At 55.6% G+C, this 19,246-nt stretch carries 20 protein-coding genes; 8 read left to right on the top strand and 12 right to left on the bottom strand.

Annotation, left to right across the window (positions count from 1 at the left end; all coding sequences use genetic code 11):
* The first annotated feature begins 4 nt into the window (after positions 1 to 4).
* From srlD to gutQ, 4 genes are all read left to right on the top strand, one after another.
* Positions 5 to 784: a sorbitol-6-phosphate dehydrogenase gene (gene srlD / locus WB371_RS09440; protein WP_336219803.1), complete on the top strand. Its 780-nt coding sequence runs from the start codon at positions 5 to 7 to the stop codon at positions 782 to 784.
* Positions 785 to 875: 91 nt separating this feature from the next.
* Positions 876 to 1,235 (top strand): transcriptional regulator GutM, encoded by a 360-nt coding sequence (gene gutM / locus WB371_RS09435; protein WP_336219871.1) that lies wholly within the window; start codon positions 876 to 878, stop codon positions 1,233 to 1,235.
* Positions 1,236 to 1,303: 68 nt separating this feature from the next.
* Positions 1,304 to 2,077, top strand: a complete 774-nt coding sequence (gene srlR, locus WB371_RS09430) for a glucitol operon DNA-binding transcriptional repressor SrlR (protein WP_336219801.1) — start codon at positions 1,304 to 1,306, stop codon at positions 2,075 to 2,077.
* On the top strand, positions 2,070 to 3,035 hold the full coding sequence (gene gutQ, locus WB371_RS09425) for an arabinose-5-phosphate isomerase GutQ (protein ID WP_336219800.1): 966 nt from the start codon (positions 2,070 to 2,072) through the stop codon (positions 3,033 to 3,035). Before srlR ends, gutQ begins: the two co-directional genes overlap by 8 nt.
* A 65-nt stretch (positions 3,036 to 3,100) precedes the next feature.
* Here the strand turns inward: gutQ and hypF are convergent, their stop codons facing one another.
* The 3 genes from hypF to WB371_RS09410 form a co-directional block, all read right to left on the bottom strand.
* Positions 3,101 to 5,341, bottom strand: a complete 2,241-nt coding sequence (gene hypF, locus WB371_RS09420) for a carbamoyltransferase HypF (protein ID WP_336219799.1) — start codon at positions 5,339 to 5,341, stop codon at positions 3,101 to 3,103.
* 143 nt (positions 5,342 to 5,484) lie between these two features.
* Positions 5,485 to 6,030 (bottom strand): electron transport protein HydN, encoded by a 546-nt coding sequence (gene hydN, locus WB371_RS09415; protein ID WP_336219798.1) that lies wholly within the window; start codon positions 6,028 to 6,030, stop codon positions 5,485 to 5,487.
* Between the two features lie 144 nt (positions 6,031 to 6,174).
* Positions 6,175 to 7,188 (bottom strand): LacI family DNA-binding transcriptional regulator, encoded by a 1,014-nt coding sequence (locus tag WB371_RS09410; RefSeq protein WP_336219797.1) that lies wholly within the window; start codon positions 7,186 to 7,188, stop codon positions 6,175 to 6,177.
* A gap of 265 nt (positions 7,189 to 7,453) precedes the next feature.
* On the opposite strand from WB371_RS09410, the gene ascF reads away from it, so the two are divergent.
* The 3 genes from ascF (at position 7,454) to WB371_RS09395 (ending at position 10,779) form a co-directional block, all read left to right on the top strand.
* Positions 7,454 to 8,899 (top strand): PTS cellobiose/arbutin/salicin transporter subunit IIBC, encoded by a 1,446-nt coding sequence (gene ascF, locus WB371_RS09405; protein ID WP_336219796.1) that lies wholly within the window; start codon positions 7,454 to 7,456, stop codon positions 8,897 to 8,899.
* 22 nt (positions 8,900 to 8,921) lie between these two features.
* Entirely contained in the window at positions 8,922 to 10,346 is a 1,425-nt protein-coding gene (locus tag WB371_RS09400; protein WP_336219795.1) for a 6-phospho-beta-glucosidase, read from the top strand.
* 181 nt (positions 10,347 to 10,527) lie between these two features.
* Positions 10,528 to 10,779, top strand: coding sequence for a SymE family type I addiction module toxin (locus WB371_RS09395; protein WP_336219794.1), 252 nt, complete (start codon positions 10,528 to 10,530; stop codon positions 10,777 to 10,779).
* Between the two features lie 26 nt (positions 10,780 to 10,805).
* Here the strand turns inward: WB371_RS09395 and hycI are convergent, their stop codons facing one another.
* From hycI to hycA, 9 genes are all read right to left on the bottom strand, one after another.
* A complete protein-coding gene (hycI, locus tag WB371_RS09390; RefSeq protein WP_336219793.1) occupies positions 10,806 to 11,270 on the bottom strand; it encodes a hydrogenase maturation peptidase HycI in 465 nt (154 codons plus the stop codon).
* Entirely contained in the window at positions 11,263 to 11,673 is a 411-nt protein-coding gene (locus WB371_RS09385) for a formate hydrogenlyase maturation HycH family protein (RefSeq protein ID WP_336219792.1), read from the bottom strand. Before WB371_RS09385 ends, hycI begins: the two co-directional genes overlap by 8 nt.
* Entirely contained in the window at positions 11,670 to 12,437 is a 768-nt protein-coding gene (hycG, locus tag WB371_RS09380; RefSeq protein ID WP_336219791.1) for a formate hydrogenlyase subunit HycG, read from the bottom strand. The genes WB371_RS09385 and hycG overlap by 4 nt, the downstream gene beginning before the upstream one ends.
* Positions 12,437 to 12,979 carry a formate hydrogenlyase subunit HycF gene (hycF, locus tag WB371_RS09375; protein WP_336219789.1) on the bottom strand — a complete coding sequence of 181 codons (543 nt, stop codon included), beginning with the start codon at positions 12,977 to 12,979 and terminating at the stop codon, positions 12,437 to 12,439. The genes hycG and hycF overlap by 1 nt, the downstream gene beginning before the upstream one ends.
* A gap of 9 nt (positions 12,980 to 12,988) precedes the next feature.
* The gene (gene hycE / locus WB371_RS09370) at positions 12,989 to 14,698 is read right to left on the bottom strand and encodes a formate hydrogenlyase subunit HycE (RefSeq protein ID WP_336219788.1); all 1,710 of its coding nucleotides are present in this window, start codon (positions 14,696 to 14,698) and stop codon (positions 12,989 to 12,991) included.
* A gap of 17 nt (positions 14,699 to 14,715) precedes the next feature.
* Positions 14,716 to 15,639: a respiratory chain complex I subunit 1 family protein gene (locus tag WB371_RS09365; RefSeq protein ID WP_336219787.1), complete on the bottom strand. Its 924-nt coding sequence runs from the start codon at positions 15,637 to 15,639 to the stop codon at positions 14,716 to 14,718.
* A 2-nt stretch (positions 15,640 to 15,641) separates the two neighbouring features.
* A complete protein-coding gene (hycC, locus tag WB371_RS09360; protein ID WP_336219786.1) occupies positions 15,642 to 17,468 on the bottom strand; it encodes a formate hydrogenlyase subunit 3 in 1,827 nt (608 codons plus the stop codon).
* Entirely contained in the window at positions 17,465 to 18,076 is a 612-nt protein-coding gene (gene hycB / locus WB371_RS09355) for a formate hydrogenlyase subunit HycB (RefSeq protein ID WP_336219785.1), read from the bottom strand. The genes hycC and hycB overlap by 4 nt, the downstream gene beginning before the upstream one ends.
* Before the next feature lie 145 nt (positions 18,077 to 18,221).
* Positions 18,222 to 18,683, bottom strand: a complete 462-nt coding sequence (gene hycA, locus WB371_RS09350) for a formate hydrogenlyase regulator HycA (RefSeq protein ID WP_336219784.1) — start codon at positions 18,681 to 18,683, stop codon at positions 18,222 to 18,224.
* 210 nt (positions 18,684 to 18,893) lie between these two features.
* Here hycA and hypA point away from each other — a divergent pair, with 210 nt between their 5' ends.
* Entirely contained in the window at positions 18,894 to 19,244 is a 351-nt protein-coding gene (gene hypA / locus WB371_RS09345; RefSeq protein ID WP_336219783.1) for a hydrogenase maturation nickel metallochaperone HypA, read from the top strand.
* The last annotated feature ends 2 nt before the right edge of the window (positions 19,245 to 19,246 follow it).

The raw sequence follows: 19,246 nt of genomic DNA, 5'->3' as shown, positions 1-19,246 counted from the left end.
AAAAATGAATCAGGTTGCCGTTGTCATTGGTGGAGGACAGACCCTGGGGGCATTCCTTTGCCGTGGGCTTGCCGCGGACGGTTATCGCGTTGCGGTGGTAGATATTCAGAGTGATAAAGCCGCGAATATCGCGCGGGAGATTAACGCGGAATTTGGCGAAGGTATGGCGTATGGCTTTGGCGCTGACGCCACCAGCGAACAGAGTGTGCTGGCGCTCTCTCGCGGTGTGGATGAGATCTTTGGCCGCGTTGATCTGCTGGTTTACAGCGCGGGGATCGCTAAAGCGGCGTTTATCAGTGACTTCCAGCTCGGTGATTTTGACCGCTCATTGCAGGTGAATCTGGTGGGTTATTTCCTCTGCGCACGCGAATTCTCCCGTCTGATGATCCGCGATGGCATTCAGGGACGCATTATTCAGATCAACTCGAAATCCGGCAAAGTGGGCAGCAAACATAACTCCGGCTACAGCGCCGCAAAGTTTGGCGGCGTGGGGCTTACGCAATCACTGGCGCTGGACCTGGCGGAATATGGAATCACCGTACACTCACTGATGCTCGGCAACCTGCTGAAATCTCCGATGTTCCAGTCGCTACTGCCGCAGTACGCCACTAAGTTGGGGATCGAGCCTGGCGAAGTGGAGCAGTATTACATTGATAAAGTTCCGCTGAAGCGCGGCTGCGATTATCAGGATGTCCTGAACATGCTGTTATTCTATGCAAGCACGAAGGCGTCGTATTGCACCGGGCAGTCGATCAACGTCACCGGTGGTCAGGTGATGTTTTAATGAATGTCGCCCGGTGGCGCTACATTTACCGGGCCTTCCTGTAAGCCGGATAAGGTAAAACCGACATCCGGCAAAATAAAAGGAGCACATGATGGTATCTGCACTCATTACTGTCGCCGTCATCGCCTGGTGTGCGCAACTGGCGCTGGGTGGCTGGCAGATCTCGCGCTTCAACAAGGCCTTTGACAAACTTTGTCAACAGGGCCGCGTTGGTGTGGGCCGTTCAGGAGGCCGTTTTAAGCCTCGCGTTGTTGTCGCCATCGCACTGGATGAGAATCAGCGGGTAACAGATACTTTATTTATGAAAGGTCTTACTGTATTCGCCAGACCAATTAAAATTCCCACCATTGAGGGCAAATATCTCACTGAATTACAGCCTGATGTGATCTTTCCCCATGATCCGTTATCGCAGAATGCACTATCATTGGCGCTTAATCTGAAACATGGGTAATTTCGTTGTGAATGCTAAACGCTTTCGAAATTATCATTTCACAACTTTAATTCAGGGTAATTTCGCCTATGAAACCTCGCCAGCGTCAGGCTGCCATTCTGGAGCATCTGCAAAAGCAGGGGAAATGCTCAGTGGAAGAACTGGCCCAGCACTTTGACACCACGGGCACCACCATTCGCAAAGATCTCGTCATCCTGGAAAATGCCGGTACTGTCATTCGCACCTATGGCGGTGTGATGTTAAACAAAGATGAGTCCGACCCGCCTATCGATCACAAGACGCTTATCAATACGCACAAAAAAGAACGTATCGCCGAAGCGGCTGTCCGTTTTATCCACGATGGCGATTCCATCATTCTGGACGCTGGCAGTACCGTGTTGCAGATGGTGCCGATGCTTACCCGCTTTAGCAATATCACCGTCATGACCAACAGCCTGCACATTGTCAATGCGCTGTCAGAGTTAGATAACGAACAAACCATCCTGATGCCCGGCGGAACGTTTCGTAAAAAATCCGCCTCCTTTCACGGACAACTGGCGGAAAACGCCTTTGAGCAGTTCAGTTTTGATAAACTCTTCATGGGCACCGACGGTATTGATCTCAATGCCGGCGTGACCACCTTCAATGAGGTCTACACCGTCAGCAAAGCGATGTGCAACGCCGCACGCGAAGTGATCCTGATGGCAGATTCATCGAAATTCGGCCGTAAAAGTCCGAATATTGTGTGCAGTCTGGAAAGCGTCGACAAGCTGATTACCGATGCGGGTATTGATCCTGCATTTCGTCAGGCGCTGGAAGAGAAAGGGATTGAAGTTATCATAACCGGAGAAACCAATGAGTGATGCACTACTGAACGCGGGCCGTCAGACATTAATGCTGGAGTTACAGGAAGCAAGCCGTCTGCCGGAACGTCTGGGCGATGATTTTATCCGCGCCGCCAATACCATCATCCACTGTGAAGGCAAAGTGGTTGTCTCGGGGATTGGTAAATCGGGTCATATTGGTAAAAAAATCGCCGCGACGCTCGCCAGTACCGGCACCCCCGCCTTTTTTGTTCATCCCGCGGAGGCGCTGCATGGCGATCTGGGGATGATCGAAAGCCGTGACGTGATGCTGTTCATCTCCTATTCCGGCGGGGCAAAAGAGCTGGATCTCATCATCCCACGACTGGAAGATAAATCGATCGCCCTGCTGGCGATGACCGGCAAACCCAACTCACCGCTGGGCCTGGCGGCAAAAGCCGTTCTGGATATCTCCGTTGAGCGCGAAGCCTGTCCGATGCATCTGGCCCCCACTTCCAGCACCGTGAACACCCTGATGATGGGTGACGCGCTGGCGATGGCCGTCATGCAGGCCCGCGGTTTTAACGAAGAAGATTTTGCCCGTTCACATCCGGCGGGTGCGCTGGGCGCGCGTTTGCTCAATAAAGTGCATCACCTGATGCGCCGTGACGACGCCGTTCCGCAGGTTCAGCTTACGACCAGCGTCATGGATGCGATGCTCGAATTAAGCCGTACCGGATTGGGTCTGGTTGCGGTCTGTGACGATCAGATGCAGGTGAAAGGTGTGTTTACCGATGGCGACCTGCGCCGCTGGCTGGTTGGCGGTGGTGCGCTCACTACGCCGGTCAGCGAGGCGATGACCCGCAACGGCATCACCCTGCAATCAGAAAGCCGCGCAATAGATGCCAAAGAGATCCTGATGAAGCGCAAAATCACCGCCGCCCCGGTGGTGGATGAAAACGGTAAACTCACTGGCGCCATCAACCTGCAGGATTTCTATCAGGCAGGTATTCTCTGATTACGCTTCGCCAGTCGGTGCCGGATGGCGGCTACGCCTTATCCGGCCTACGGCTGTTTCAATCGTTATCGGTGTGCCAACTGGCGCGCCGCCGCAATCACGCCCTGCCCCAGCGATAACCCACCGTCGCCCGCCGGTAACTGCTGCGGGAACAGCAACGTAAAATCACCCAGATAATTCGCCAGACGTAACGACAGTAAACGGTTGTGCATGACGCCGCCGCTGAACACCAGCGTGGAGATCCCCCGCGCGGTTGCCTGTTCGCGCATCATCGCGGCAAATCCTTGCGCCAGCACATCATGGAAAGCCCAGGCGCGTTCTGCGGGCGATGCCTGCCAGTTCAGCCATTGTGACCAGAACGTCGCCAGATCCAGTTGATTACCGGTCAGAGGCAGCGTCACCGGATGTTGAACGCCCTCACAGCGTGATGCCAGTGCTTCCAGCGCGCAGGCCGCTTCGCCTTCATAGCTGAGTGATTGCGGCGCACAATTCAGCGCCGCCGCAACGGCATCAAATAACCGTCCGCATGACGATGCCAGTGGCGCATTAACCCCCCGCGCAATCGCCCGCGCCAGCACGCTCCAGTTCTGTTGCTGCACGGCTGTGGTTTCCGCATAGCGCTGCCAGTCGGGTACAAAGCGCAAACACTGCGCCAGCAGATTACGCCAGGGTTGCTTCGCCGCAAGATCGCCGCCTGCGAGCGCCACGGCGGGCAGCCCGCCCAGGCGTTCACATTCGCGATAATTCACCCGCAGACACTCTCCGCCCCACAGCGCCCCTGCTTCTCCCATGCCGATACCGTCCAGCGTCAGCGCAATAACATCACCGCCGTCCAGTGGCCAGCCATGTTCAGCCAGACACGCAGCGGCGTGGGCGTGATGATGCAAAACACGCTCCGTCGGCAAGTTCATCTCACTGGCCCACTGGCTGGAGACGTACCCCGGATGGGCATCGTGAACAATCCGCTGCGGGGTAAAATCATAGATGTTCTGGATTAACCGTAACGCTTCGCGCCACTGATTCTGGATCCCGTCGTCGCTGAGATCGCCAAGGTGCTGGCTTACCACCGCCTGCTCACCACGAACCAGACAGAACGTGTTTTTCAGATCCGCGCCCAGACAGAGCATCGGTGGAACAGACTTAAATCCCGGCGGTAGCGCCAGCGCATCGGGGACATACCCCCGTGAACGCCGCAGCATTTCCCCACTTTCCCGCACCACGGAATCGTCCATTCGCTGCACAATGTCACGGTTATGCAACAGGAACCCATCGGCAATCCCCTGTAAATCGTCAAGCGCCTGTTCGTTGCTGATTGCCGGAGGCTTGCCGCTGAGGTTGCCGGAGGTCATCACCAGTGGGCCGTTCATTTCCTGTAATAACAGGTGCTGTAGCGGATTCGCAGGCAGCATCACACCGACTTCCGCAAGCCCTGGCGCAATGCCGTCACACAGCGTTGTAACGCAGTGTTTGTCCACCAGCACAATCGGCGCGGCAGGCGTTTTTAGCAACCGACTTGCACTCTCCGGCAAGCCGCTCTCATTGGGCAACATGACCGCCAGCGGTTTTGCCGGACGATGCTTGCGCGCGCGCAGTGTCGCCACGGCATCGCTGTTGCTTGCATCGCAGGCCAGATGAAACCCGCCAATGCCTTTAATGGCAACAATATCCCCTGCCTTCAATCGCGTGACTGCTGCCTGCAACGCCGCATCTTTTTCAGCCTGGTGGCTGCCGCTCACCCAACTGAGATGCGGGCCGCACGCCGGACAGGCCACGGGCTGGGCGTGAAAGCGTCGGTCATAAGGATCCCGATACTCTTTTTCACATTGCGGACAAAGCGGAAACGACGCCATCACCGTGAACGGGCGGTCGTAGGGCATGGCGCGAATAATGGTAAAGCGCGGGCCACAATGGGTACAGTTGATGAACGGATAACGATAACGCCGCTCACCGGGCGTATTCATTTCGGTAAGACATTCCGGGCAAGTGGCGGCATCGGGCACGATCTGGGTGTTCATCGTACCTCCCTCGCTCTGGCGGATGGTGAAATCAGCGGGCTGTTGCTCCCAGGCAAAGGGCTCACTCTCAACGCTGTCGATTCGCGCCAGCGGCGGGCAGTGTAAATGCAGGTCGGTGATAAACTGCGAAGGATCGTCCAGTAACCGCACCACCACACCGTCGCCATCGTTACAGACATCGCCACGCAGCCGAAGCTGCTGCGCCAGTTGCCAGACAAAGGGACGAAAACCGACGCCCTGCACTTTGCCGCGAATGCGGAGCTGTACGCCGGAGGGGTTGTTTAGTGTCATTAAGCCGTTCCCGCAGTTATCTATCCCGGTTTGCCTGATGGCGCTACGCTTATCATGCCTACGGGGATGCGAACAGTAGGCCGGATAAGGCGAAGCCGCCATCCGGCATAAGTACTACCGTATTTTACGCGGATTTTCAGATATCAGAACAGCAAAGATGCAGAAGACTCCAGTGCGGCACGACGACGTTTTTCCGCGCTAATCTGTTCGAGCTTATTGCGATCGACACAAATCAGAGCGTGAGTCGGGCAGGCTTCCATGCACGCAGGACCGGCATCACGGTGATAACAGAGATCGCATTTGTTGGCTTCCGCTTTTTCCGCACGCACGTTCAGGCCCGCGCCGCTGTTGCGCACGACCGGGCGCACCACCACTTCCATTGCGCCGTACGGGCACGCGACCACGCAAGTTTTACAACCAATGCAGCGCTCCTGCATCACGTGAACGAAGCCTTTATCACGGCTGATGGCGCCATTCGGGCAGACGTTAGCGCACGGGGCATCCTCACACTGGCGGCACAAGGTCGCTGTGGAAACATTAACGCCTTTAATCACATGGATACGGGGTAAAAAGGTTTCAGGGGTCAGTGACGCGCAGTCCTGGTTTTCCTGATGGGAGACCACGCAGGCCACTTCACAGGTACGGCAACCAATGCACTTATTGGCGTCTGCAATGATGAAACGGTTCATCAAATTCTCCAGCAATGACAGATAATGTGCCGAAGCATTCACGAATCATGCCAGTTTTTATCTTGCTGTAATTTAACGACATTTCAAAAAATCGGATGACCGTTATGGTGTCATCGTCACGAATGACGATGACGGATGACAATTTTACTGCCCGCCGCGAGCTGCCACTGAATCACGACGAATGAGCGTACCGGTGAAGTTTTTTGGCGGCGTGAACGCGCCGCCGTCCAGCATAAAAATCAGTCGGCCAATGGTTTCCTGAATCATCTCCGTCACCGGTATTTTCACACTGGAAAGCGCCGGAATGGTGTACGGCGCGATAGCGATATCATCAAAGCCAATCACCGAAACCTGCGATGGAACACTCACGCCTTTATCATGCAACTGCTTAATGGCGCCAATCGCCATATCATCATTACTGGCTACCAGCGCACTAAAGGCCACGTGACGTGAAAGCAGCGCATCCACGCCTGCCGCCCCACAGGCTGGCGTCCATTTCCCCTTGACGATCAGATCGTCATTCACGCCAATACCGTGGTGCATCAGCGCGTCTTTATATCCCGACAAACGTTCAACCCCGGTCGGGGAGTCCATTGACCCGGTGATAAAAGCAATCTGTTGATGACCTGCGGCAATCAGTTCCGAAACGGCATTAAAGCTGGTCTGCTTTTGATCGCACCAGACGCAATGACTGCTGTTTTTTCGTAGCCGACGGTTAAGCACCATAATGGGCTGCGAATGACTGTCAATGATCTCATCAATCTCATCCACACTCAGAAAACGCGGATATATCATGATGGCGTCACAGCGCAGATCCAGCAGATACTGGATCGCCTGGCGCTCCTCTTGCGCGCTGTGCTTACCATCGGCAAGCAGAAGCTGGCGCCCTTTGTCCTCCGCCATTCTCGCGGTATGAAACAGCAATTCGCTAAAATAGACGCCGTGATACAGGGTGTTTGTCACCACTAACCCCAGCGTCTGGCTGGTTTTCGCCGCAAGGCTGCGCGCCAGCAAATTAGGACGATAACCACTCTCTTCAATGGCCTTAAATACGCGCGCCCTCGTCTCCTGGCTTACGTAGCCATTTCCTGACAGCACTCTTGAGACCGTTGCCTTCGCCACTCCGGCCCGCTGCGCGACCTCCAGCATCGTCGTCATATATTTTCTTCCTTTTCCCGCAATGAGAGGCAGTGTACTGCACCGTTACGTCGATGTCCCTGATGCTAAATCAGACTGCCAAAGCATAAGTGACCGAAATCACATTTATAAGAATAAGTAAAAAATAAATATTGCCACCACACATAAAACTAAACATGATTTTGTGGAACCGGTTTCCCATCAGCGTTTCATCTCTGACGATCGTTGAGACGATCTGACGGCAAAAATAAAACGTACTCTACTGATAAAACAGGATAAAAATCCTATGTCCAAGAATTATGCAGCGCTGGCGCGCTCCGTGGTGACGGCTCTGGGCGGCGTCGACAATATCATCGCAGTGACTCACTGCATGACGCGTCTGCGTTTCGTTATCAAAGATGACGCGCAGGTCGACAGCGCTACGCTGAAAACCCTCAGCGGCGTCCTCGGCGTGGTGCGTAACGATAACCAGTGCCAGGTTATCATTGGTAACACGGTCTCCCAGGCGTATCGTGAAGTGGTGAGCTTGCTCCCCGAGAATCTGCACCCCGCTGAACCTGTCGCTAAGCCGAAGCTCACTTTCAGACGCATTGGCGCGGGGATCCTCGATGCGCTGATCGGGACGATGTCACCGCTGATCCCGGCGATTATCGGCGGATCGATGCTGAAATTGCTGGCGATGATCCTCGAAATGACCGGCGTGCTGGAAAAAGGCTCCTCCACTTTAACGATCCTGACCGTGATCGGCGATGGCGCGTTCTTCTTCCTGCCATTAATGGTGGCAGCTTCGGCGGCGATAAAATTCAAAACCAACATGTCGCTGGCCATCGCGATTGCCGGGGTGCTGGTGCATCCGAGCTTTATCGATCTGATGGCGAAAGCGGCACAGGGCGAGCACGTTGAGTTCGCCCTGATTCCGGTCACGGCGGTGAAATATACCTACACGGTCATACCGGCGCTGGTCATGACCTGGTGTCTGTCTTACATCGAACGCTGGGTGGATCGCATTACGCCCGCCGTCACCAAAAACTTCCTCAAACCGATGCTGATTGTCCTGATCGCGGCACCGCTGGCTATCGTGCTGATTGGCCCGATTGGTATCTGGATCGGTAGCGCGATTTCCGCCCTGGTTTATACCATTCACGGTTATCTCGGCTGGCTGTCTGTCGCCATCATGGGCGCACTGTGGCCGCTGCTGGTGATGACCGGGATGCACCGCGTGTTTACTCCAACCATTATTCAGACCATCGCCGAAACGGGCAAAGAAGGCATGGTTATGCCGTCTGAAATTGGCGCCAACCTGTCACTGGGCGGTTCATCGCTGGCGGTGGCGTGGAAAACAAAGAATCCTGAACTGCGCCAGACAGCGCTGGCAGCCGCAGCGTCGGCTATTATGGCGGGCATTTCGGAACCCGCGCTCTACGGCGTGGCGGTACGTTTAAAACGCCCGCTGATTGCCAGTCTGATCAGCGGTTTTATCTGCGGCGCGGTCGCCGGGATGGCGGGACTCGCCAGCCACTCTATGGCGGCCCCGGGTCTGTTTACCAGCGTTCAGTTCTTTGATCCGGCGAACCCCATGACCATCGTCTGGGTATTTGGCGTCATGGCGCTGGCCGTCGTGCTGTCATTTGTCCTGACGCTGCTGCTCGGTTTTGAAGATATTCCCGTCGAAGATGCCGCGGCACAGGCAAGAAAAAACCAGGCCGCGCAACCGTCAACGGTGAAAGCCTGATTGTCATTCACAGAGGTTTATTATGGCTGTATTTCCGCAAGGATTTTTATGGGGCGGCGCACTGGCCGCCAACCAGTCTGAAGGGGCATACCGGGAAGGCGGCAAAGGGCTGACCACCGTAGATATGATCCCGCATGGTGAACATCGTCTGCCTGTCAAACTGGGTCTGGAGAAGCGTTTTGAACTGCGGAATGACGAATTTTACCCCAGCCACCAGGCGATTGATTTTTATCATCGCTACAAGGACGACATCGCCCTGATGGCAGAAATGGGCTTTACCGTCTTTCGGACCTCGATTGCCTGGAGCCGCCTCTACCCTGACGGCGACGAACTGACGCCCAACGCGGAAGGGATCGCGTTTTACCGCGCGGTATTTGCCGAATGCAAAAAGTACGGCATTGAACCGCTGGTCACACTGTGTCACTTCGATGTGCCGATGCACCTGGTCACCGAATATGGTTCCTGGCGTAACCGCAAAATGGTGGAGTTTTTCACCCGCTATGCGCGGACCTGTTTTGAAGCTTTTGACGGGCTGGTGAAATACTGGCTGACCTTCAATGAGATCAACATCATGCTTCACAGTCCGTTCTCCGGTGCAGGGCTGGTGTTTGAAGAAGGGGAAAATCAGGATCAGGTGAAATATCAGGCTGCTCACCATGAGCTTATTGCCAGCGCGCTGGCGACAAAAATCGCCCATGAGATCAATCCGCAAAACCAGGTGGGCTGTATGCTGGCGGGCGGGAATTTTTATCCCTACTCCTGCAAGCCGGAAGATGTCTGGACTGCGCTTGCAAAAGATCGTGAAAACCTGTTCTTCATTGACGTGCAGGCGCGTGGCGCGTATCCGGCCTATTCCGCCCGCGTGTTCCGTGAGAAAAGCGTGGTGATTGAGAAAGCCCCGGAAGATGACGAAATTCTGAAAAATACCGTCGATTTCGTCTCCTTCAGCTATTACGCTTCTCGCTGCGCCTCGGCAGAGATGAACACCGGCAACACCAGTGCGGCGAACGTAGTGAAGTCCCTGCGTAATCCTTACATTCAGGTGAGTGACTGGGGCTGGGGAATTGACCCGCTTGGCCTGCGCATCACTATGAACATGATGTATGACCGCTATCAGAAACCGCTGTTCCTGGTGGAAAATGGCCTTGGGGCAAAAGATGAAATCGACGCTGACGGCAACATCAATGATGACTACCGTATCAGCTACCTGCGAGACCATATCCGCGCAATGGCTGATGCCATCGAGGACGGCGTGCCGCTGATGGGCTATACCACCTGGGGTTGTATCGATCTGGTGGCCGCGTCGACGGGGGAAATGAGCAAACGGTATGGTTTTGTCTACGTTGACCGTGATGACGCCGGCAACGGCACGCTTGAGCGTACCCGAAAGAAATCGTTCTGGTGGTATAAAAAAGTGATCGCCAGCAACGGGCAGGATCTGACGTAATCATTGTGCCGGATAGCGTGCGTGTTATCCGGCAATCACCTCCTGGCGCATTCCCTTCCCGTTACATTCCTTGCATTTCATTTCCGGAATCTTCCTTCCAGTTTCAGGTTTGCACCGCTCAATTTTTACTGGCATTTTATACAGGTGTTTTTATTCTTACGTGGGCAACAAGGAATCGTTTATGACGACTGAGACTGGCAGTATTGAAGCTGTAATCACCAAACCCTTTCGCCGTTTAAAGGTGAGTTATGTCAGAAAACGCCATGAAGATCCTAAAACCGGCAACACACGTCGCTATAGCCGACATGCGTCGTTAACCCTGAATGGAGACTGGCTGGAACAGGCCGGATTCCCCACCGGCACCCTGGTGACGGTGTCGGTTAATCAAGGAAAATTAATTATCGAACAGGTGAGGACGGAACAGGCCGGATAAGGCATCCCCGTTATCCGGCATGACGTTTATTGCGCTTCTAATTGCGCAAAACCTCCCAGGCCTTGCCAGCCGTCGAGTCGTTGGTAAACGGTGTCGACGGCATCCTTAACCGCCTGAGTCATGGGATAGTAAAACCCGACGATATCAGGCTGGATGCCGAGAAAGATCACTTCGCCAACGTCCTCTTTGAGCTGGTCGACCAGATAGTTGAGCGGCATATTGTGGGTTGTCATCATGAACATCTCGGCGATATCGTCAGGATCGATAATGCGGATCTCGCCGGGATTGAGTCCCATATCGGTAGCATCCACGATCAACAGGCGATCCGGGCGCAATTCGCGAATGGCGACGATATCATTTTCCGGCGCACTGCCGCCGTCAATGACGACCCAGTTTCCCTTCGCCTGTGACGCGCATTTTTCCGCCAACAGCGGACCTGCGCCGTCATCCCCCATCATGCTGTTGCCCACACACAACAAAACGTCAGTCACGCAGCCTCCTCACCATCAGATAAATGGCGCTCTCCTGATGGATATCGTGCAACATGCTCAGCATCTGTTTACTCCACGTCTGCTGTTCCGCAGTCTGAACGGCAAGCGCGCGATCAAACGCATGCGCCAGCATTTGCACGTGATTAAAATCGATGACGATTTCGCCATACTTCGGCACACCTTCCATCTTCCGACGCGCTTCGCTTCCCTCCTCCAGCGTGGCAATCCACGCCAGATACGCGTCCCACGGGCAGGTCAATGCCGCTTCCAGGCAGTCGATGATCCCAAGGTGGTGACCAATCGCCAGGCTGTAATAGACAACCTGCTGCGCCGCGGCGGGCGTGGCATCGTTCTCATCAATAAATTTACGGCTCAGTTGGCTGAACACCACCTTTTCACTCATCGGATACGCGCCTCTTCAACCACCTGGTTCAGACGAGTCACGATCTCCGTGAGTCGCGGATCGTTTTCTGCTTCCAGCCAACGCGCGACCTGATGCTCACCGTGACCTAGCTGGCGCAGGTAATCATCGGCGATCTGGCGACCATAACGGTAACCGGCCAGCCGACGGGCTTCGCGATCCACCTTCACGCGCAGCGGCTGGACCATTTCCGGATGCTGGATTTCTGCAGGCTGCTCATCCAGTTCACCCGGCGCGCGGGCGTGAATTTTCTGCTCCAGCAGACCAAGCGCCATCGCAAAACCGTACAGCGTAGCAGCCGGTGTCGGCGGGCAGCCCGGAATATAGACATCCACAGGCACAATTTTGTCCGTCCCGCCCCAGACGCAGTACAGGTCGTGGAAGATACCCCCGCTGTTGCCACAGGCGCCGTAAGAGATACAGATTTTCGGATCCGGCGCGGACTGCCAGGCACGCAGCGCCGGGGAGCGCATCGCACGGGTCACCGCCCCTGTAAACAGTAAAATGTCCGCATGGCGCGGCGACGGCACCACTTTAATACCGAAGCGTTCGGCATCGAACAGCGGAGAAAGCGTGGCGAAGATTTCGATTTCACAGCCGTTGCAGCCGCCGCAGTCCACACGGTAAACGTACGCTGAACGCTTAATGCTTTTCAGCAATGACGCTTTCATGCTGGCGATGGACTCATCCACCGTCATGGGTACCGGAATACCGTTCGCGTCACGTGGGCCTAGTAAATTGCTCATCAGTTGGCCTCTTTCATATGGCGAGTCAGTTCAATACGGTCGGACGGCACCAGGCATTTCTGACGCTTGCAGTCCGGACAGGTCTCAAAGCTTTCACGGTGATGTTCCGCGCGGCTGTCACCGTTGTGTTTCAACAGGGCGATGGCGTAATCAATCTCTTTCTGAACGGCAAAAGGACGGCGACAGACCCGGCAGTTACACAGCGCAAAGCGAGACTGCTGGAGGAAATCCTCTTTTTTCCATACTGCCAGCTCATATTCCTGCGACAGTTTGATTGCCGCCGTCGGGCAGACTTCCTCGCAGCGGGCACAAAAGATGCAGCGCCCGAGGTTGAACTGCCAGGCCAGTTCTCCGCTGGCCAGATCGGTTTCAACCGTCAGGGCGTTTGACGGACAGGCATTCACGCACGCCGCACAGCCAATGCACTGCTGCGGATTATGCTCCGGCTTGCCGCGGAAGTTTTTATCTACCGCGATCGGCTCCAGCGGATAAGAGGAGGTCGGCGCGCCGGTTTTGATCACTTTTTTGATAAAGGTAAACATGGCGATTCCTTATTTCAGCGGCGAGTTTTTACGCTCAATGCTGTAGCGCTCAAGCTCTTTGTACGGCACGACTTTGCTCTTCTTCTTGCGCACATCCACTACGGTCATGCGGTCAGTACAGGAGTAGCAAGGGTCAAGGCTGCCGATAATCAGCGGCGCATCGGAAACGGTGTTCCCCCGCAGCATGTAGCGCAAGGTTGGCCAGTTGGCGTAGGTCGCGGCACGGCAACGCCAGCGGTACAGTTTCTGGTTGTCGCCGGTCATGCTCCAGTGAATGTCATCACCGCGCGGCGCTTCGGAAAAGCCCAGCGCAAAGCGGTGGGGAATGTAGGTAAAGCCTTCCACCATCAGCGGACCGCCTGGCAGGTTGTCCAGACCAAAGTCGATCATATTCAGCGAGGTATAAACTTCGTTGATACGGACTTTCAGACGCGAAATCACGTCACAGCCCTGCTCGCTATGTACCGTCATTGGCAACAGGCCGTAACCAACAAACGGGTGATCGGCGCGGGTATCACGGGCATGACCGCTGGCGCGAACCATCGGCCCCACGTTACTGAAATCACGCGCGATTTCCGGATCCAGACGGCCAATCCCGACGGTGCGCTGTTCCATGTTTGGCGTGCTGAGCAGCATATCCACCAGTTCCTGCACATCGCGACGCATCTGCTGCGCCAACTGGCGGGTCTGGATCATGTCCTCTTTCAGCAGATCGCGGCGAATCCCGCCAATCAGGTTCAGACCGTAGGTTTTACGCGCCCCGGTCAGGATCTCCGCCATTTTCATTGAGGTTTCACGCACACGGAAGAACTGCATAAAGCCAGAGTCAAAGCCCGTGAAGTGGCAGGCCAGACCGAGGTTCAACAGGTGGGAATGCAGACGTTCCACCTCCAGCAGAATGGCGCGAATCATCTGCGCGCGTTCCGGCACCACAATACCCATCGCGTTTTCAACGGAGGTGGTATAAGCGGTGCTGTGGGCAAAACCACAGATACCGCACACGCGATCCGACAGGAAGGTAACTTCGTTATAACCCATGCGGGTTTCCGCCAGTTTTTCCATGCCGCGGTGGACATAAAACAGGCGGTAATCTGCATCGATAATATTTTCGCCGTCAACAAACAGGCGGAAATGTCCCGGCTCATCAGACGTCACATGTAACGGACCAATGGGCACTACGTTGTTTTTCTTGTTGCCCAGTTCATTAATGAACTCGTAGGTTTCTGCATCGGTGGTCGGCGCCGGGCGCTGGCGGTAATCCATACTGTCTTTACGCAGCGGATAGAGTTCATCCGGCCAGTCATCCGGCAATACCAGACGGCGTTCATCCGGCAGACCCACCGGGATCAGCCCGTACATGTCACGCACTTCACGTTCGCCCCACACCGCCGCAGGGACGCGCGGCGTCACGGAGGGATATTCAGGTTTGTTCGGATCGACCTCAACACGCACCGTTATCCAGCATTTGGTGCCCTGCTCCATCGACAGCACATAATAAACCGCATAATGGCCGCACAACTGGCGCTCATCGTTGCCAAACAGCACAGAGAGCCAGCCACCCTGCTTGTAATACAGGAACTCGACCACTTCCGGCAGAGAGTTGACCTTCACGGTGATGGTCAGTTGATCGTTGGTCTGCCACGCTTCGTCCAGCACCACGCCCGGGAAGGCCTGATGCAGCGCCGCAAGATAGTGTTGACCTGGTTTTTCTTCGTTCATATATAAACTCTCTTAAATCACGCCACCAGCAAGGAGACGAACGCTAAAAACGCAAACCCAAAACCGGCCCAGGTCACGCGTGAAGTGGCGCAAAAACGCAGACGCGCCATGCTGTTTTCAAACAGGGCAATCACCAGCACGCCGACAAGAAGCTTGACGATGGCAATCACCAGCGCCAGCAGCAGACCACCCGCACTGAAGGTCTCCATCTGTCCCCACGGCAGGAACACGCCGACGAACATTTGCAGGACCACCAGTTGTTTGAGGCTAATGCCCCACTTGAGCACCGCAAAACCGCTGCCGCTGTATTCCGTTAGCGGCCCTTCCTGCAATTCCTGCTCCGCTTCCGCCAGATCGAACGGCAGTTTGCCCATCTCGATAAAGGTGGCGAATGCGCAGGCGCACAGCGCCAGAATCAGCGGAATGCTGCGGGCGGCAGGCCAGTGGTAAATCGTGTCGGTGATGTTACTGATATGAGTAGAACCGGCGACCTGCGCGGCAACCCACAGCCCCAGCAGCAGGATCGGCTCCACCAGCACGCCAAGCATCGCCTCACGGCTCGCACCGATGGCGGTGAACGGGCTACCGGTATCCAGACCCGCAATGGAAAAGAAGAAGCGGGCAATGGCGAACAGGTAAATCAGCGTGATCAAATCGCCCAGTTGTGGCAGCGGCGACCCCACCGTCACCACAGGTAGCGCCGTCGCGATGGTCAGCATCACGCCTACCATCACAAATGGCGTCAGGCGAAAGACCCAGCCCGCATCTGCGGGGGCGACACTCTGACGGCCCAGCAGCTTGATCAGATCGCGATACTCCTGCAACACCCCCGGACCGCGACGATTATGCAGACGGGCACGCGCCACGCGCGTCACGCCGGACAACAACGGCGCAACGGCAAATAACACCAGCGCCTGAATTAACGGATATAAAACACTCATTCTCAGGCTCCTCGTGAAATCACAATCACCACCAGCACCGCCAGTTCAATCAGCGCCAGGCGGCGGAACAGAACCGGTGCGGCCGCACTCTGCCAGCCCGGAATCAACGATACCGGGTTAAGCCATTTACGCAGTTTGAGAACCGGCGCGAAGGCCTCTTTCACCGGCATCGCGAAACCATGCGCGGTAATGACCATCGACTGTTCATGGTCGTAGCCACAGACCCAGGCCGTACCGCGTGACCGTGATGGCAGGCGATTGCCTTTGAACATCGCCATGATGATGAACGGCAACAGCGGACAGGCTACCAGCAGCAGGGTGATCATCGGTTGTGAAACCATGGTGTTGGCAGTTTCCAGCGGCAACGGCACGGCAGACGCCAGCAGCGGCAACAACCACGGCGCGGCTACCCCACCCAGCACACAGCAAATGGCTAATGCGACCACGCTGACGCCCATCAGGAGCGGCGCACAGCAGGCGTTTTCCGCCTCTTTAGTCCTCGGCGCGCCCAGGAAGGTGACGCCATAGACTTTCGCCATACACATCACCGCCAGCGCGCCCGTAATCGCCAGCCCTACCGCCAGTAATGGTCCCAACAGACGTCCCACAAACGCGCCGCTGTTACCCAGTTTGAAGAAGGATTGATAGATAACCCACTCACCGGCAAAGCCATTCAGCGGCGGCAGTGCAGCCATCGCCATCAAACCCACCAGCATCGCAATGGAAATGACCGGCATGCGTTTGCCGATGCCGCCCAATTTTTCGATATCGCGATGACCTGTGCGAAACCAGATGCTGCCCGCACCGAGAAACAGCACGCTTTTGAACAGGCTGTGGTTAACCAGATGATAGAGCCCACCGGTCAGGCCAAGCGCGATCAATACGGGTTGATTAAGGGCGATACCGGTCACGCCAGCGCCGAGACCGAGCAGGATAATGCCGATGTTTTCCAGCGTGTGATACGCCAGCAGACGTTGAATGTTGTGTTCCATCAGCGCATATAGCCCGCCGACGAATGCCGTGATCATGCCAAGAATCAGCAACAACACGCCCCACCACAGCGGCGCATTACCGCCAATCAGCGATAACGAGAGAATGCCGAGCAGGCCAACTTTCATCACCACCGTGGAGAACAGCGCCGCCGCCGGGGCGCTGGCGTTCGCATGTGCCTGTGGCACCCATCCGTGCAGCGGAATAATCCCGGCCAGCAGACCAAAGCCCGCCACGCCGAGCAGCCAGATGTCGGAACCGAGCGGCAGTTGCTGGGTGCGCAGATCGAGCAGACGCAATTCCAGCGTGCCGTAGCGTTGCCACACCAGCCAACAGGCGATCGCCAGCAGAAGCGTACCAAGACGCCCCAGCGCGAACCACAATTTGCCCTCTTTGCTGCAACCAGTCAGGAACACGGCGCACAGCGCCATAATTTCCGTCATGACGACCAGTGTGCCCAGGTTACTGGCGACAACGGCACATACCGCTGCGGCCATCAGCAAATTCACCAACAGACCGTTCGCCTTCACCTGCGGATGACGATGCCAGTCGATGTTGTACAGACTGATAAACAGCCCGCACAGGCCCAAAGTAATCAGCCAGATGGCGTTAAGGGGGGTAACCTGCATACCATGCCCGATAAACGGCATCACGCCGCTAACTGCCACAGCATTCAGCAGTACGGTAAAACCCGCAGCGGCGGTACACAGACTGCCAACCGCGCCCCCTACGCCGGCGACCCAGCCGCTCAGCGCTTTATGAAATGAGAAGAGAAAGGCCAGCACGGCAGTGGCGGCAAACCAGGCGACGCCGCTTACGATCAGTGAAATTGCGCTCATTTTGCCTCCCCACGCTGAGCCTGCTGAAACAAGGTGAGATCGCCGAAATCGGTATTGAACGTCAGCTCACGTTTACGTTTGCTGGCCCGGGCAATATCCATGTTGTTCACCAGATGCAGGGCTTTGGTTGGACACATCCGCACACAGACTGGCCCCTGCTCATCAAAGCTGCACAGATCGCATTTCACCGCGATGGCACGTACGCCCGGAACCCAGTCAAGCAGCGTACTGACGCGAGCGGGTGCGGGCGGCGCAGGCGGCGCTTTCGGCGTGTTGGCATTCGCGGGGATATGCAGCGGACGGCTGCCGGAAAATTCAATGGCGCCAAACGGACAGGCGATACCACACAGTTTGCAGCTCACGCACAAACTTTCATTGAGCTGTACGGCACCATCCACCCGGTTAATCGCGTTAACCGGACACACCGTGGCGCAAGGGGCATCTTCGCAGTGGTGACAAAGCTGCGGCGCAGATTCTTTTTCATTCAGCATCACTTTCAGACGCGGCATAGACTGCAGGCCGTGCTGGCGATGCGTCTCTGAACAGGCGGCCTCACAGGTGTGGCAGCCGATACAGAGCGTGGAGTCAGCAATTACAAAACGATTCACCAGGCATTCCTCAGGTGATAGTCATTTTTGACGAAAACATGCCGATGAAATGTCAGTTTCGACACTTATCGACACGTCAGTCCCTTAAATCCCCGTGATGACGCCAAAGACGGCATCACGACGCAAAACGGGCAGCGCCCCGCGTTCAAACCGCCGGGTGTTGTCCGGTCACCAGTTGGCTCAGGTTGACTGGCGAACCGGTCTCAACCGCGGCATACAGACGGTCGTAAACGCTGGCGATTTTATTGAGATAGTGTTCCAGCACCTGCTCGCGATCGCGGTTGCTGATCTGCTCGTCCACCAGGCCTTCAATGCTCAACTGCGCCTGGGCAATCAGTTGTTTATCTTCGCCATCTTTTGTTTCGACGTAATACTCAATGGTGTGGCTGTTAAAACCATCCGCCATCGTGACGTAGATACGAAAGTGTTCGAACAGAACGAAGCAGAGATCCTTATCCGGCGCACAGCTCATCGCGTGATGCAGGCGCGCTTTCGACAGGGTGATCCCCTGAACCAGCGAGTTGCAGTAAATATGCCACTGGTCCTGTAGGCGACGATGCCGCTGCGCAATGTAGTCGGCTTTTTCGCTTATTTCCCAAATAGTCATGTCAGGTTACCTGTTAAACAGAGATAGCCAGCCATAAGCATTTTCCATGCCACTTTTTAACCATTTGTTTTTACGAAAAATTAAAAATAAATAACGGATTTCGACGCGCTGATGACATGTCATTTCGTCATTGTCGTCATCAGCAAACCGCGGCAAATTTCAGGCTGGCATAGTTATTGCTTATCCCTGCCCATTACATCGGGAGGCGATATGCACGAAATTACCCTTTGCCAGCGGACACTGGAATTGATCGAACAGCAGGCCGTCGCGCATGGCGCAAAACGGATAACTGGGGTCTGGCTCAAAATTGGCGCATTTTCTTGCGTTGAAACCAGCGCTCTCTCCTTTTGTTTTGATCTGGTATGCCGTGGCACCGTTGCGGAAGGTTGTAAACTGCACCTTGAAGAACAAGAAGCCGAATGCTGGTGCGAATCCTGTCAACAATACGTCACATTACTGACACAACGTGTACGCCGCTGCCCGCAATGCAACAGCGACACGCTGAGGATCGTGGCCGATGACGGATTACAGATTCGACGAATAGAAATAGATCAGGAGTGAGC

It is taken from the genome of Citrobacter amalonaticus (assembly GCF_037053465.1).
GTDB lineage: Bacteria > Pseudomonadota > Gammaproteobacteria > Enterobacterales > Enterobacteriaceae > Citrobacter_A > Citrobacter_A amalonaticus_H.
Note: the sequence above shows the minus strand (reverse complement) of the source record. Positions and strands in the feature narration are given on the sequence as shown.

Bases quoted from the DNA above. Each gene is read 5' to 3' on its own strand.
- hycC (WP_336219786.1), bottom strand. From the start codon at position 17,468: ATGAGCGCAATTTCACTGATCGTAAGCGGCGTCGCCTGGTTTGCCGCC.
- WB371_RS09385 (WP_336219792.1), bottom strand. From the start codon at position 11,673: ATGAGTGAAAAGGTGGTGTTCAGCCAACTGAGCCGTAAATTTATTGAT.
- hydN (WP_336219798.1), bottom strand. From the start codon at position 6,030: ATGAACCGTTTCATCATTGCAGACGCCAATAAGTGCATTGGTTGCCGT.
- hycA (WP_336219784.1), bottom strand. From the start codon at position 18,683: ATGACTATTTGGGAAATAAGCGAAAAAGCCGACTACATTGCGCAGCGG.
- WB371_RS09395 (WP_336219794.1), top strand. From the start codon at position 10,528: ATGACGACTGAGACTGGCAGTATTGAAGCTGTAATCACCAAACCCTTT.
- hycG (WP_336219791.1), bottom strand. From the start codon at position 12,437: ATGAGCAATTTACTAGGCCCACGTGACGCGAACGGTATTCCGGTACCC.
- hypF (WP_336219799.1), bottom strand. From the start codon at position 5,341: ATGACACTAAACAACCCCTCCGGCGTACAGCTCCGCATTCGCGGCAAA.
- ascF (WP_336219796.1), top strand. From the start codon at position 7,454: ATGTCCAAGAATTATGCAGCGCTGGCGCGCTCCGTGGTGACGGCTCTG.
- hycF (WP_336219789.1), bottom strand. From the start codon at position 12,979: ATGTTTACCTTTATCAAAAAAGTGATCAAAACCGGCGCGCCGACCTCC.
- WB371_RS09410 (WP_336219797.1), bottom strand. From the start codon at position 7,188: ATGACGACGATGCTGGAGGTCGCGCAGCGGGCCGGAGTGGCGAAGGCA.
- gutM (WP_336219871.1), top strand. From the start codon at position 876: ATGGTATCTGCACTCATTACTGTCGCCGTCATCGCCTGGTGTGCGCAA.
- srlR (WP_336219801.1), top strand. From the start codon at position 1,304: ATGAAACCTCGCCAGCGTCAGGCTGCCATTCTGGAGCATCTGCAAAAG.
- hypA (WP_336219783.1), top strand. From the start codon at position 18,894: ATGCACGAAATTACCCTTTGCCAGCGGACACTGGAATTGATCGAACAG.
- WB371_RS09400 (WP_336219795.1), top strand. From the start codon at position 8,922: ATGGCTGTATTTCCGCAAGGATTTTTATGGGGCGGCGCACTGGCCGCC.
- WB371_RS09365 (WP_336219787.1), bottom strand. From the start codon at position 15,639: ATGAGTGTTTTATATCCGTTAATTCAGGCGCTGGTGTTATTTGCCGTT.
- gutQ (WP_336219800.1), top strand. From the start codon at position 2,070: ATGAGTGATGCACTACTGAACGCGGGCCGTCAGACATTAATGCTGGAG.
- hycE (WP_336219788.1), bottom strand. From the start codon at position 14,698: ATGAACGAAGAAAAACCAGGTCAACACTATCTTGCGGCGCTGCATCAG.
- srlD (WP_336219803.1), top strand. From the start codon at position 5: ATGAATCAGGTTGCCGTTGTCATTGGTGGAGGACAGACCCTGGGGGCA.